The sequence below is a fragment of the Plantibacter sp. Mn2098 genome, from assembly GCF_049319745.1.
GTDB lineage: Bacteria > Actinomycetota > Actinomycetes > Actinomycetales > Microbacteriaceae > Plantibacter.
On record NZ_JBMOUH010000005.1, the window covers coordinates 91892 to 105730 of the forward strand.

The following is a 13839-nucleotide window of genomic DNA, read 5'->3' on the forward strand; positions in this document are numbered from 1 at the left end:
CGATGAGCTGGTGGGCAGACGACGACGATGACGACGAATTGGAGCTCGACGAGTCGAGCGTGCGCGTCCGGCCGAACCCGAAAGCCAACCGACCGCGCACGAAGACGCGTCCGGAACACCGCGACGCGCTGACCGCCCGGGTGCTCGGCGTCGACCGCGGCCGGTACTCGGTGCTCCTCGACGAGGGCACGCCGGACGAGCGTGAGCTCACCTCGACACGTGCGCGCGAGCTGCGCAAGCAGGCGATCGTGACCGGCGACCGCGTCGACGTGGTCGGCGACACGAGCGGCACGGAGGGCACGCTGTCCCGCATCGTGCGCATACAACCCCGCACCACGCTGCTCCGACGCAGCGGAGACGACACGGACGCGATGGAGCGGATCGTGGTCGCGAACGCCGATCAGATGCTCATCGTCGTCGCCGCCGCGAACCCGGAGCCCCGCGCCCGCCTCGTGGACCGTTACCTCGTCGCAGCGTTCGACGCCGGCATCACCCCCATGCTCTGCATCACCAAGACGGACCTGCAGGACCCGGACGAGTTCCTGGCGAACTTCGCGGGGCTCGGGCTCCGGGTGTTCCGCAGCCGGACCGATGCGATGCCGCTGGAGGAGATCACCGAGGCGCTCATCGGGCACGACACCGTCTTCGTCGGCCACTCCGGCGTCGGGAAGTCGACGCTCGTGAACGCCATCGTGCCGAGTGCCGACCGGGCGACGGGGCACGTCAACGTCGTCACCGGTCGAGGGCGCCACACCTCGTCCTCGACGGTTTCGCTGCGGGTGGTGGATCCGGCCGGAACGGGTTGGGTCATCGACACCCCCGGCGTCCGCTCGTTCGGACTGGGGCACGTCGACACGGACAACATCCTGAAGTCGTTCACCGACCTCGCGGAGATCGCGGAGGACTGCCCTCGCGGCTGCACACACCTGCCTGACGCCCCGGACTGCGCCATCAACGAGGCTGTCGCCGAGGGGCGTCTCGGCGAGGCGGGTGTCGCACGTCTCGACTCGCTGCAGCGCCTGCTTGCGACGTTCGCGACCCTCAAGGCGGAGGCGTACTGAGCCGATCGGTAGGCTGAACACATGACCGAACCGATCCGCTTGTCCGCAGGCGACACCGCCCCAGCCTTCACCCTCACCGACCAGGACGGCGCTCCCGTCTCGCTCGCAGACTACGCGGGCAAGCAGGTCATCGTGTACTTCTACCCGGCCGCGATGACGCCGGGCTGCACCAAGGAGGCGTGCGACTTCCGGGACAACCTGTCCTCGCTCGCATCGTCCGGTTATCAGGTGCTCGGCATCTCGAAGGACGAGCCGTCGAAGCTCAAGGAGTTCCAGGAGAGCGAGGGGCTGAACTTCCCGCTGCTGAGCGATGCCGACCTCGCGGTGCACAACGCCTATGGCGCCTACGGCGAGAAGAACCTCTACGGCAAGCTCGTGACCGGTGTTCTCCGCTCGACGTTCGCGGTCGACGGCGACGGGCGCATCACGCTCGCCAAGTACAACGTCAAGGCGACCGGTCACGTCAAGAGCCTCCGGAAGGCGCTCGGTCTCGACGCCTGATCGATCAGCGGCGGGATGCGATGGGCGGCCCCGGTCCACAGGCCGCCGCCGGGTTCGATGTCACCAGGCACACCGCGCATCCCGTCCGCTCGGTCCACTCAAAGCACCCTCGTCAGCACTCCCAGACAGTTCTCAAGAAACTCGCAGAGAATTGTCCTCATGACCGGACCCCGCATCCTCATCGTCGACGACGAACCCAACATCCGTGACCTCCTCACCACGAGCCTCCGCTTCGCCGGCTTCGCCGTCCGAGCGGTCGGCAACGGCGCTGCAGCCATCTCGGCAGTGCTCGAAGAGGAACCGGACCTCATCATCCTCGACGTTATGCTCCCCGACATGAACGGCTTCGGCGTCACCAAGCGCCTCCGTGGCGCCGGGTACACCGCCCCCATCCTGTTCCTCACCGCGAAGGACGACACCGAGGACAAGATCACGGGCCTCACCGTCGGCGGCGACGACTACGTCACCAAGCCGTTCAGCCTCGACGAGATCGTCGCGCGCATCAAGGCCATCCTCCGTCGCACCATGCAGGCCGACGAGGACGCGGTCATCCGCACGGGCGAACTCACGATGGACCAAGACACGCACGAGGTCCTCGTCGGCGACACCCCCATCGATCTCAGCCCCACCGAGTTCAAGCTGCTGCGCTACCTCATGCTGAACCCCAACCGCGTGCTGTCGAAGGCGCAGATCCTCGACCACGTCTGGGAGTACGACTTCAACGGCGACGCCGGCATCGTGGAGAGCTACATCTCCTACCTGCGCCGGAAGCTCGACCAGTTCTCCACCGAGCCGCTCATCCAGACCAAGCGCGGCTTCGGCTACATGCTGAAGGCCGGAAAGGCGTAGTCCGCCTGTTATGACCGATTCCGTGTCCGCATGGTGGACTGGCGTTTCGCTGCGCACCAAGATCACCGGGGTGACCGTTCTCGTCCTCGCCTTCGGGCTGCTCGTCGCGGGCATGGGGACGACTCCGCTGCTCAAGGAGGTCCTGACCCAGCAGGCGAACGACCGGTTGATGTCCTCGGCGAAGGGCCGGCTCGCCGGCACGATCGACCCGGACACCGGCGAGCTGACGCTCACGGAAGAATCGGTTCCCGACGACATCTACATCGCGATCTACAACCCGGGCGGGTCTCTTGCGGGGCACACGGGTTCCAATCGTGATCCGGCGACCCTGCCGGACTTCCCGACGACATTCACGTCGGAGGACCTCGCGATCGGCGGCACCGGCATCTTCGATGTCACGAACGCGACGAAGACGATCGTCTTCCACGCCGTCACGGTGCCGTACACGGTCAACGCGTACGGTCAGACGGGCGTCGCGTTCGTCGCGATCTCGATGCAGAGCACCGACAACACGATCGCCACCTATCTGACGATCTTCTTCGTGCTCGGTGTGCTCATCATCATCGTCGGTGCGTTGCTCACACGATGGCTCGTGACCGGGACGTTCGAACCGCTCAGACAGGTCGAGCGCACGGCCGCGGCCTTCGCCGACGGCGATTTCAGCCAGCGCGTCGCCGGCTCGACCCCGAACACGGAGGTCGGTCGGCTCAGCCGATCCCTCAACACGATGCTCGCCCGCATCGACCGCGCCTATTCCGACCGCGGGAAGACGATCGAGCAGATGCGGACCTTCGTCGGCGACGCCAGCCATGAGTTGCGAACCCCGCTCGTCTCCGTCCGCGGATACGCGGAGCTGTACCGGATGGGCGCCCTGCAGACCCCGGAGGACGTCGCGCAGGCGATGGATCGCATCGAGAAGGAAGCCATCCGGATGGGTGCGCTCGTGGAGGACCTCCTGCAGCTCGCCAGGCTCGACGAGACCAGGCCGCTCAACCTCACGCCGGTCGATCTCCTGCCGATCGCCCGCGATGCAGCACTCGACACGACCGCTCAGGCGCCCGGTCGCAAGGTCACGGTCGTCCTCGATGAGCCGGCGCAACCGACTGGAGCACCTGACGCCATCGCGGCCCCGGCCGAGCCGGTACCCACGCAGGACCCCACGATGGCGCAGACCGCTCCGATCAGTTTCGCCGGCGCGGCCTTCGCCAGGTTCCGCAAGCGTTCGAGGCCGTCCAGTTCCGAACCGGCAGGTCCGGACGGGTCCACCCCAACCGCACCGCTGTCGCTCCCGGTGCCCCCTGTCGTGCTCGGCGAGGAGAACAAGGTCAGGCAGGTCGTCACGAACCTCATCGGCAACGCCCTGCGGTTCACACCGGCCGGAAGCCCGATCGAGCTCGGTGTCGGGGCGGATCAGCGCGCCGGAACGGCGACGATCTCCGTCATCGACCACGGTGAGGGCATCCCTCCGCAGATCCGCGAGAAGATCTTCCAGCGCTTCTGGCGAGCAGACAGTTCGCGCACGCGCGAGACCGGCGGCAGCGGATTGGGTCTCGCCATCGTGTCGTCGATCGTCGCGGCCCACGGCGGCCGCGTCGAGGTCACCGAGACGCCGGGTGGAGGCGCGACGTTCCGTGTGGTGCTGCCGCTCGCTCCGTCAGCACGACCCGTCGCTGAAGCGCAGCAGCCCCCAGCCGTCGAGTCCTGAGCGCGCTCAGCGCGGCTCGACCGGATTCATGCGTGCTCGCACGGACCGACCGGTGGAGCGGGAGGTTCACGCTCGCAGGTTGCCGACCACGGTCGCCGCCAATGCAATCGAACGGTCACGCATGTCGGCCGCGGTGAGAGGATGCTCGTCTGTCTGCCAGACGGTGAGCTGGATCCAGTTGCCGCGCACGGACAGGTTCACCTCGCACGAGTCGTCTTCAGAACACACGATGAATGCGTTCTCTCGTGGGATTCCGTCGATCGACACCGTTTCGAGTGGGCCTTCGGCAGCGACATAGCGACGTACGAGGTCATATCCCCAGGCTCCACCCCTCGCCGCGATGAGAGTACCGGCCGACACACCGTTTTCCGTCTGAGCCAACATAAAAGAACAGCGCAGGGTGCCAGCGGCTGCCGCGGCACTCGATTCAAGCAGGTACCATCGATCCTGATCATCCGTCACACTAATCTCGGTGCCGAGATCGAGGACGTCCGTTGCGGCATCGGATGACACCATCTCGTCACAGGCCGCAGGTAGGGCTTGCGTTCCCGCCACCCCTGTCCATATCTCACGGGGACTTGCAGCGACCGGCGTCAACGATGCCGCTAGCGCCGCCAGGAGCTCGTCCACACGGCATTCAGCTTGTTGTCCAGTCAGGCCTTCGCCAGTGCCCACGCCAGAGAGCCTCGTCTCCACCCATGCAGCGCCGACCAGCATCGTGGCCGTGCAGGCGTGTGACTGTGCGGCGCCGGAGCCGAGCGGATCACACACGATCTCCGTATTGCTTGATCCGCTGGAATCAGTTTGTACGACGGGGGCATAACGTTCCCAGTCCGCTGCGGCGTCAGGCACCACCGCAACGTACACTCGTGATGCCAGCGCTGCAGCGTTCAATCGACCCGTGCCCCACAAACAGGCCAGCCCGCCGACGGAGTCTGTTGCGATGAATCGGGCGTCACGAAATTGAGCGTCCGCCTGGATGGGTTCGGGATCCACCTGCACCCCCAGCGTTGCGGTGACTGTGGAAAGTGGGATCAAATCCACACATCGGAGGCCGGTCGTTGACGTTGGACGCGTCGGCAGGACCGGCGTCGGCGACGACGACGCCTCCGCTGCAGGTGTCGATGGTGCCGGAGTTGTTGTGTGCGCGCAGCCGGTCAAGAATGCTGCGCAGACCAGTATGGCCGCCCCCAGAGGTCTCATGTCGCAATCCTAGGGACGACAGATCGTGGGACAGTCGAAGCAGCGCAACAATTATGAGTCGATCGGCCGACAATATTGAAGAGCGGCCCGTGCTGACGCCGAACACGCCGAAAGTGCTCCATTCCAAACAGCGAACGGGCGCCTCCCCGAAGGGAGACGCCCGTTGCGTGTTGAACTGTGCGGACTAGAAGTCCATGCCACCGGTGGGGTCGCCGGCCGGAGCCGCGTTCTTCTCCGGCTTGTCGGCGACGACGGCCTCGGTGGTGAGGAACAGACCAGCGATCGACGCTGCGTTGAGCAGCGCGGAGCGGGTGACCTTCACCGGGTCGTTGATGCCGGCAGCGAGCATGTCGACGTACTCGCCGGTCGCGGCGTTGAGGCCGTGTCCGACGGGCAGGTTGCGGACCTTGTCTGCAACCACGCCGGGCTCGAGGCCTGCGTTCAGAGCGATCTGCTTGAGCGGTGCGTCGATGGCGACCTTGACGATGTTCGCGCCGGTTGCCTCGTCGCCCGTGAGCTCGAGCTTCTCGAACGCGGTCTTGCCTGCCTGGATGAGCGCAACGCCACCACCGGCGACGATGCCCTCTTCGACAGCAGCCTTCGCGTTGCGGACAGCGTCCTCGATGCGGTGCTTGCGCTCCTTGAGCTCGACCTCCGTAGCGGCGCCGGCCTTGATGACTGCGACACCACCGGCGAGCTTGGCGAGACGTTCCTGGAGCTTCTCACGGTCGTAGTCGCTGTCGGTGTTCTCGATCTCCTTGCGGATCTGCGAAACACGACCGGCGATCGCCTCGGCGTCGCCAGCACCCTCGACGATGGTGGTCTCGTCCTTGGTGATGACGACCTTGCGTGCACGACCGAGCAGGTCGAGGGTGACGGTCTCGAGCTTGAGGCCGACCTCCTCGGAGATGACCTGACCACCCGTGAGGATGGCGATGTCCTGCAGCTGAGCCTTGCGGCGGTCGCCGAAGCCAGGAGCCTTGACGGCGACGGACTTGAAGATGCCACGGATCTTGTTGACGACGAGGGTTGCGAGTGCTTCGCCGTCGACGTCCTCAGCGATGATGAGGAGCTGCTTGCCGGACTGGATGACCTGGTCGACGATCGGGAGCAGGTCCTTGATCGCGGAGATCTTCTGGTTGGCGATGAGGATGTAGGGGTCCTCGAAGACTGCTTCCTGGCGGTCGGGGTCCGTGACGAAGTACTGCGACAGGTAGCCCTTGTCGAAGCGCATGCCCTCGGTCAGCTCCAGCTCGGTGCCGAACGTGTTCGACTCCTCGACGGTGACGACGCCTTCCTTGCCGACCTTGTCGATCGCCTCGGCGATGATCTCGCCGATGGTGGTGTCGCCGGCGGAGATGGAAGCGGTCGCTGCGATCTCCTCCTTGGTCTCCACCTCCTTGGCGTTGGCGATGAGCTCGACGGTCACTGCTGCGACTGCCTTCTCGATGCCACGCTTCAGGCTGATGGGGTCTGCGCCGGCTGCGACGTTGCGCAGGCCTTCGCGGACGAGCGCCTGAGCGAGGACGGTGGCGGTGGTGGTGCCGTCGCCAGCGACGTCGTCGGTCTTCTTGGCGACCTCCTTGACCAGCTCAGCGCCGATCTTCTCGTACGGGTCGTCGAGTTCGATCTCCTTGGCGATGGAAACGCCGTCGTTGGTGATCGTGGGGGCGCCCCACTTCTTCTCGAGGACAACGTTGCGACCGCGCGGTCCAAGGGTGACCTTGACCGTGTCAGCAAGAATGTTGAGTCCACGCTCGAGACCCCGACGGGCCTCCTCGTCGAAAGCAATGATCTTAGCCATGTGTGTTTTTCGTCCCTCCCGGACGTCATGAACGTTGTTAGCACTCAGAGAGATCGAGTGCTAAGACGATTCTGGCACTCAGGGTGTGGGAGTGCAAGTGAGACGGGACGCCCGGAGCGAACTCCCGGGAACGGACTCGGCCGGGTGAAACGCAACGTCGCCGCCCACTGCGCAGTGGGCGGCGACGACGGGATCGGGTCCCGATGCGTTCTGTGTCTTACGCCGGACGGACGCTCTCCGCCTGGGGCCCCTTCGCCCCGGTGCCGACGTCGAACACAACGGCCTGACCTTCTTCGAGAGACTTGTAGCCGTTCATGTCGATCGCGGAGTAGTGCACGAAGACGTCCTGGCCACCTCCATCCACCGTGATGAAGCCGAAGCCCTTTTCAGCGTTGAACCACTTGACGGTTCCGTTCGCCATGTTCTTACTCCTATAGCTGCGTGCAAGCGGCGCCGGCTGATGCCGGGACCGGGCCCACCGCGGACTGCGGTGATCGCCTGCTCCGGATCGACGGGTCGACCCAGAACCGGGACGAGCGGCCAATTCCAGATACTAGCGGCGGACACCCCGCGAAATCACGCGGTTTTCGAGAAATTCTTCGGAGTATTACGTCAACTCAACACGCGTGAAACACAGCCGAAACACTCGGTGACGGACCGCTCGGTTTCGGAAGCGGACGCGCCGGGGACGATCGCTGGGCTCAGCCGGCCGGCTGGTAGTCGGCCCCGAGCACCACGACGATCCGCAGCATGGGGGTGTCGCCTTCCTCGGTGGGGATGGCGTACTGCTGGCTGACTTCGATCGGGATGCCGCCGAGCGCGTTGGAGATGGCCCGCGCCGCACCCTCCTGCGAGGGGTCCTGGTAGTAGATGCCGCTCTTCTCGACCGTGTCGGTGCTCGCATCGCTCGTGGAGATGGACTGGGTGAATCCCGCTCCGGCGAGCTTCGTGGACGCCTCGCTCGCCAGACCGGAGGTCGGGGTCCCGTTCAGGACGAGGATGTTCGCCTCCGGATCGACGACGGGGGCGACCGGCTCCGGCGTCGCGGACGGCGTCTCGCTGGCCGATGAGCTCGGCGATTTCGACGGCCCCTGGAAGAAGTCGACGCTGGAGTTGAGGGAGAAGAGCGCCCACGTGCCAATGCCGACCAGCACGAGCGTTGCGATGACCGCCCAGAGGAACGCGATCCAGCCGCGTCCCTTGGGTGCCGGCGCACGATGCGCGCCGACCCGTTTCAGGTCGGTCACGTCATCGAAACGATCGGGTGGGAAGGACTGTGCCATGTCGTGGTCTCCGTGGGTCTGGCGTCACACGCCCCGGCCGGGGGCCGAGCTGCCGCGCGCCGACAGGCGAGCGTCTCGTGTGCGCTGCAATCGCTTGATCAGCATGGGGTTGTGGGCGAGCGCGACCGGTGAGTCGATGAGCGCCCCGAGCAGTTGGTAGTAGCGTGCGGGAGACAGTTGGAACCGCTCCCGGATGGCGGCTTCTTTCGCGCCGACGTGCCGCATCCAGTGCGACTCGAACTCGAGGATCGCGGCGTCGCGCTCGCTCAAACCCGAAGCGTCGCCACCGGGGCCGTCCGAGCGCTCGGATCCGCTGTCGGCGTGCTCATTCGACGCTGCGTGCATCGGATCCTCCTCCCGGCTCCCGGTTTGCTGACACCCCATCCTATTTGTCGGTGCAGCGGCAGCAGGCATCGAGACCGGTGGGGCATGATGTTCACCGGTGTCGTCGGGAAGGTTCACAGCCCCTCCTGCGTTACAGAATGAGCCGAGCCGCGTGCTCGCGCGTAGGATGACAAGGATGGATGGAGCAGCATGACGTACGAAGTTTCGAAGTCCGAAGACCAGTGGCGAGAAGAGCTCGGAGCCGAGCAGTACGCGGTGCTCCGAGAAGCAGCCACCGAACGGCCGTGGACGGGTGAGCTCCTCGATGAGGGCCGCGCGGGCCTCTACACCTGCGCCGCTTGCAATGCGGAGCTCTTCAAGAGCGGGACCAAGTTCGACTCCGGTTGCGGTTGGCCGAGCTTCTACGAGTCGGTGCGGCCGGAGGCTGTGCAGCTGATCGAGGACAACTCGCTCGGTATGGTGCGCACGGAGGTGCGCTGCGCGACGTGCGGCTCGCACCTCGGTCACGTGTTCGACGACGGTTTCGGCACCCCGACCGGCGACCGCTACTGCATGAACTCGATCGCGCTCAACTTCGAAGCGGCCGCCGAGTAGTCGATGACTGAACTGTATGAGGCGGTCCTCCAGCGTCGCTCGTGGTCGAAGGTCACGGACGACGCACCGGACCGTGATGAGCTCCTGCACCTGCTCACCGCGGCTGGTCGTGTCGCCGATCACAGTTCGATGCGCCCGTGGCGCGTCATCACGCTGCGGGGCGACGACCGGGTGAAGCTCGGTCGCGCCATCGCGAAGGCGACGGGTGACAAGGGCGTTTCGACGAAGCCGATGCGCGCCCCGCTGCTGCTCGCCGTCGTCGCGACGGTCAAGCCGAGCGAGAAGGTGCCGTCCTGGGAGCAGGAGGCCGTGGCCTCCGGAGTGGCACACGTGTTGAGCCTGCTGCTCGACGACGCCGGCTGGGGTGTGCTCTGGCGGACCGGCACGTATACGCGTGCGAAAGCCGTGCGGAAGGCGCACGGCCTCGGCAAGGACGAGCTCCTGCTCGGCTGGCTCTACGTCGGCGGCAAGCCTGCCAACGCGCGCATCGGCCGTCGCAAGGCCGTCAATGCGAAAGCGCACCTGAGCCGCATGCCGTAGTCAGGCGCTGCCGCGGCTCTGCGGTTGCACCGCATCGCCGAACCTCCGTTCTCATGGGACCCGACCATCGCGGTCGGCCGTCCAGTACGAGAACGGAGGTTTTCTGCGTTGGTGCGGGCCTCAAGCCGTGACGGGACGCCGGCGACGGATCGACGCGACGGCCACGGCGACGAACGCCAGCAGCGTCCCGATGACGGTCGTCACATGCACGGCGCCGTCCGAACCGGGCAGGAACACGTCGAGTGCGAGTGCGCACAGTGTCTGCCCCGCGACCGTGCCGAGGCCGAGGATGAGCACCCCGGTGTGCTCGACGAGGAATGCGGCGACGGCGATGAAGATGCAGCCGATCGGCCCGCCGATGTAGAGCCACGGCTCGGTCGGGAGTGCATTGGGCGGACCGACGATCGCGATGTGGACCACGGCGGCGATGCAGAGCGCGATCGTCCCGACGACGAAGTTGATGGCGGTCGCCGCGAGCGTGGACTGCGCCCGTACACGGACCCGGCCGTTCACGGCCTGCTGCCAGGAGACGCCGAGTCCTGCGATGAGCGGCAGGACGAGCATCCACAGCGGGATCGAGCCGCCGAACTCCCCCGAGACGGCCAGGCCGACGGCGATGAGCGCGATGCCGGCGCCGATCACGCGCGGCGCGGTGAGCAGCACGCGCCCGCCCGGCCCGAACCCGATGCGGTCGAGCACCAGTCCGCTCGCGGTCTGCCCCGCGACCACTGCGACGGTGAAGAGGGCGACGCCGAGCGCTGCAGCGGTGAGTCCTTGCGAGAGCACGAGGAACGCACCGGCCGTCCCGCCGAGCACCGTCCACCAGGGCAATTCGCGTGTGCGGACGGCGCCGACCACCGTCCGCACTCCCCTGCGCCCGACGGGCGAGATGGCGAGCGCGATCAGGAGGACGATGAGTCCGCCGCCGAAGGAGATCGCCGCAGCGAGGAATCCGTCGTCGAGGCGTTGTCCGAGCTGCCCGTTGATACGGGCCTGCACCGCGATGAGCGCGCCGCTCCCGATCGCGATGAGGAGGGCGGCCCACGCGGGGATCGGTGCGGTCTTCGGCGTGTTCACGTGCTCCTCGGTGCTGTTCGCTGCGGTTCGGTGCTGTCCAGTGTTCTCCGGCGCTCTCCAGCGCCGTCCCGCGACCCGGCGCAATTCAGGAACTTCTCCACGATTCAGGACGATTCGGTGCCGAAGCGGGCGATTTCGTCCTGAATTCCGCAGGCGTTCCTGAATTCTGGACGAGCGAGATGTGCTCGGAGACGCGGGGCGACGATGCGGGCCACGGAGCGGAGAAGAAATGGAGCCGACGACGGGACTTGAACCCGTAACCTACGCTTTGAAACACAGGCATACCGGCATGTCCCGAATGGTCCCGGATCACAGTCGTAGAGCGGAATCTACATCCCGGAGCTACCCGGGAAATATGCGTGAATCCCGCTCAAAACCATGAATAAACAATGACTAGATACAATTCTATGGCACTCATGGTTCCCGGTGACATCTCGACGGGCCATGGAATACTGCCGCTTGCGCTAGTACTGGGCTCGATACCCACCCCAGCGCCTCGTGTATTCGATGCGCACAGGGATCTCGCCAGGCTGCAACGGGCGGGCGATGTCAACACGCACGTTGTACGGAGTAATTCGGTCCTCTTCGAGGTGACGGAGCACCCGCTCGAACTTGTCTGCCATTTCGTGGTGTTCAGCAACTCGAATGAGATCTTCGATCACCCCATCGAGACGAAACACCTCAGCTTCCGCAGCTGCCAAGCGCTCGAAGGCGGTCACCACGCGATGCCCACACCATTGGCGAAGCAATTCGTTCACAGGCCGGTGACGCTCGAGGTACACGTGATACTCCCACTCCCGGGATGTCCTGTAGGGCTTCCCGTCGAGGTCGGTAGTCTCACGACCCTTCTTCACTCGCTCCCGAACCTCTTTCTCGTCATTCTCGATCCACTTGAGCACGACATCGGCATGTGAGCGCGCGACCGACTCGGCTATGAGCAGAGTCGCCGCGGGTGTGAAGCGCCGCCCTTCAGGTTCGTCCGTCGTCTGGAGATCTGTCCTGAGCGCAGCCAGATCGAGTCCAGCCAGTTCCGAGAGGCTAGTCTCGTCGCAGACGACAGTTGAGTACTTGACGTCTCGCCAATCGTTCCAGGCAACCTCGATCGGGATGAGCAGGTCGAAGACTGTGTCGATAGCAGATTCCTCGGCTTCGGACAGAACGTCCTGGCGCATTCTGATCCATGCCGCCAGACGGGCGTCATGTTCGTCAACCTCAGCCCACGGGGCACGAAGCCGGGTCGACGGAACATCCTGGACTGCTCCCAGGTCAATCGAGTCAGGAAAGCGAACATTAATCCGCGGCCTCTTCTGCGGCCCTATCGCGACGATCACCGCACGCACCGAAGCGTCCTGGTCACGCTGACGATCGACCCACTCTTCACCGACGTCCATGCGATCAAGCCAAGCACAGGTTGCGGCCACACGGAGGGCGATCTACGAGGCGACCTGTCCATATGTAAGCAATACCTGTCCATATGGACACGGGCGCTTTGTGCTCGATCAAACGGCGCGTAGAGTCCTGCCACACACCGTCGAGGGAAGAGGCAGGGATGCGTGCAAAAGGAACCGGTTCGATCTTCTACAGCCCAGAGCGCGGGCTCTGGACCGCCACCCTTGAGCTCGCATCGATCGGCGGCAAGCGGCGCCGAAGAACGATCAGGTCGAAGGACCGTGACGTCGTCGAGCGGAAGATGGCCGCGTTCCAGAAAGCGATGAAGGCGCGAGGCGAGCTCTCCCTAGTCGATCCCACCGTCGAAGAGTGGTTGCACTATTGGATGACGACCACCGTCCGACCAAACGTTCGCCCGTCCACACGACTCGGGTACGCGAACATCATCGATAAACACATCATCCCCGTCATCGGAAGGACGAAGCTCGACAGCGTCACCGCAGCGCAGATCAGGCGCGTCGGGACGAGAATGACAGACGAGCTCCGACTGTCACAGAACTTCAGCCTGTACACGTACAGGGTCATGTCTGCGGCATTCGAGGACGCAGTCAGGGAGCGGTTCATCGACTTCAACCCGGCCAGGATGGTTCGCCCGCCACGCCGGCCGCACACGACAGTCGAGGTCCTCGACGCTGACGAAGCACGCGCCGTACTCAAACGCCTTCGCCAAGACGAAGTGTGGGGCGCCCGCTGGGCAACATCAATTCTGACGGGCGCCCGGCGCGGTGAAGTGATCGGTCTCGAATGGGACCGCGTCACCGACGTCCTCGACTTGTCCTGGCAGCTACAGCGCTTCCCTCTCGACCACACGACGACACCACCCCGTCTGGTGGCACCGGCCGACTTCGAGTATCGGCAACTGCGAGGCGGCCTATTCCTCACCCGGCCGAAGTCGCGGGCAGGATGGCGAATCATCCCGCTCGTCGACCCACTGAAGTCCATCATCGAGGAGCAACGGCGCTCCGCTCCCCCGAACCCCTTCGGTCTCGTCTTCACCGATCAAGGGCGACCGATCGACCCCGACCGCGACTCGAGGCGATGGCGAGAGACCCGCGCGGACTATGGAGTCACGAAAAACGTGCGCCTCCACGACCTCCGCCACACAGCCGTTGACCTCATGTACGAAGCTGGCGTGCCCGAGGACATCATCGTCGAGATCCTCGGCCACTCCACTCGTGCGATGAGCCGCTCGTACAAGTCCCTCGGGAACCGCCCGCGCCTGGAAGCCGCCATGAAGCAATACTCGGAACAGCTAGCAGATGAAGCTAGGGCGAGCTCGCCGCGCTGCACGTCCTGCGGTTCGGCCGTGATCGCCCAGGGGCGCACTTGGCGTTGCACGAGCTGTTCGATGAGATTCGTCCAAGCGCCCACGGGCTAGACCCCAAAAGGCGTGGCTTCTGTGCACTGAGCTTCTCTGTTTAAGCAACG

14 protein-coding genes are annotated in these 13839 nt (G+C 65.3%); 7 read left to right on the top strand and 7 right to left on the bottom strand.

Translation table 11 applies throughout. The annotated features are described in order from the left end of the window. Positions 1 to 2 precede the first annotated feature (2 nt). The 4 genes from rsgA to ACL9RL_RS09175 all read left to right on the top strand — a co-directional run bounded on the left by rsgA (position 3) and on the right by ACL9RL_RS09175 (position 4116). Positions 3 to 1061: a ribosome small subunit-dependent GTPase A gene (gene rsgA / locus ACL9RL_RS09160; protein WP_422779932.1), complete on the top strand. Its 1059-nt coding sequence runs from the start codon at positions 3 to 5 to the stop codon at positions 1059 to 1061. Positions 1062 to 1082: 21 nt separating this feature from the next. Continuing rightward, complete coding sequence (bcp, locus tag ACL9RL_RS09165) at positions 1083 to 1562, top strand: thioredoxin-dependent thiol peroxidase (RefSeq protein WP_422779933.1); 480 nt, start codon at positions 1083 to 1085, stop codon at positions 1560 to 1562. A gap of 159 nt (positions 1563 to 1721) precedes the next feature. After that, positions 1722 to 2411 (top strand): response regulator transcription factor, encoded by a 690-nt coding sequence (locus tag ACL9RL_RS09170; RefSeq protein WP_422779934.1) that lies wholly within the window; start codon positions 1722 to 1724, stop codon positions 2409 to 2411. Positions 2412 to 2421: 10 nt separating this feature from the next. Further along, positions 2422 to 4116: an ATP-binding protein gene (locus tag ACL9RL_RS09175; RefSeq protein WP_422779935.1), complete on the top strand. Its 1695-nt coding sequence runs from the start codon at positions 2422 to 2424 to the stop codon at positions 4114 to 4116. Positions 4117 to 4182: 66 nt separating this feature from the next. Here the strand turns inward: ACL9RL_RS09175 and ACL9RL_RS09180 are convergent, their stop codons facing one another. The 5 genes from ACL9RL_RS09180 to ACL9RL_RS09200 all read right to left on the bottom strand — a co-directional run bounded on the left by ACL9RL_RS09180 (position 4183) and on the right by ACL9RL_RS09200 (position 8751). Continuing rightward, positions 4183 to 5160: a hypothetical protein gene (locus tag ACL9RL_RS09180; protein ID WP_422779936.1), complete on the bottom strand. Its 978-nt coding sequence runs from the start codon at positions 5158 to 5160 to the stop codon at positions 4183 to 4185. A 343-nt stretch (positions 5161 to 5503) separates the two neighbouring features. Further along, positions 5504 to 7123 (bottom strand): chaperonin GroEL, encoded by a 1620-nt coding sequence (gene groL, locus ACL9RL_RS09185; RefSeq protein ID WP_422779937.1) that lies wholly within the window; start codon positions 7121 to 7123, stop codon positions 5504 to 5506. 217 nt (positions 7124 to 7340) lie between these two features. Then, the gene (locus tag ACL9RL_RS09190) at positions 7341 to 7544 is read right to left on the bottom strand and encodes a cold-shock protein (protein ID WP_422779938.1); all 204 of its coding nucleotides are present in this window, start codon (positions 7542 to 7544) and stop codon (positions 7341 to 7343) included. A 280-nt stretch (positions 7545 to 7824) separates the two neighbouring features. Then, positions 7825 to 8406: a LytR C-terminal domain-containing protein gene (locus tag ACL9RL_RS09195; RefSeq protein ID WP_422779939.1), complete on the bottom strand. Its 582-nt coding sequence runs from the start codon at positions 8404 to 8406 to the stop codon at positions 7825 to 7827. A gap of 24 nt (positions 8407 to 8430) precedes the next feature. Continuing rightward, positions 8431 to 8751, bottom strand: coding sequence for a DUF3263 domain-containing protein (locus ACL9RL_RS09200; protein ID WP_422779940.1), 321 nt, complete (start codon positions 8749 to 8751; stop codon positions 8431 to 8433). Positions 8752 to 8940: 189 nt separating this feature from the next. Here ACL9RL_RS09200 and msrB point away from each other — a divergent pair, with 189 nt between their 5' ends. Both msrB and ACL9RL_RS09210 read left to right on the top strand, forming a co-directional pair. Further along, complete coding sequence (gene msrB / locus ACL9RL_RS09205) at positions 8941 to 9345, top strand: peptide-methionine (R)-S-oxide reductase MsrB (RefSeq protein WP_422779941.1); 405 nt, start codon at positions 8941 to 8943, stop codon at positions 9343 to 9345. Positions 9346 to 9348: 3 nt separating this feature from the next. Then, positions 9349 to 9885: a nitroreductase family protein gene (locus ACL9RL_RS09210; protein WP_422779942.1), complete on the top strand. Its 537-nt coding sequence runs from the start codon at positions 9349 to 9351 to the stop codon at positions 9883 to 9885. Positions 9886 to 10005: 120 nt separating this feature from the next. Here ACL9RL_RS09210 and ACL9RL_RS09215 read toward each other — a convergent pair whose 3' ends face one another. Beyond that, positions 10006 to 10962: a DMT family transporter gene (locus ACL9RL_RS09215; protein WP_422779943.1), complete on the bottom strand. Its 957-nt coding sequence runs from the start codon at positions 10960 to 10962 to the stop codon at positions 10006 to 10008. Between the two features lie 464 nt (positions 10963 to 11426). Next, positions 11427 to 12353 (bottom strand): hypothetical protein, encoded by a 927-nt coding sequence (locus ACL9RL_RS09220; RefSeq protein WP_422779944.1) that lies wholly within the window; start codon positions 12351 to 12353, stop codon positions 11427 to 11429. 158 nt (positions 12354 to 12511) lie between these two features. Here ACL9RL_RS09220 and ACL9RL_RS09225 point away from each other — a divergent pair, with 158 nt between their 5' ends. Next, entirely contained in the window at positions 12512 to 13789 is a 1278-nt protein-coding gene (locus ACL9RL_RS09225; RefSeq protein ID WP_422779945.1) for a tyrosine-type recombinase/integrase, read from the top strand. The last annotated feature ends 50 nt before the right edge of the window (positions 13790 to 13839 follow it).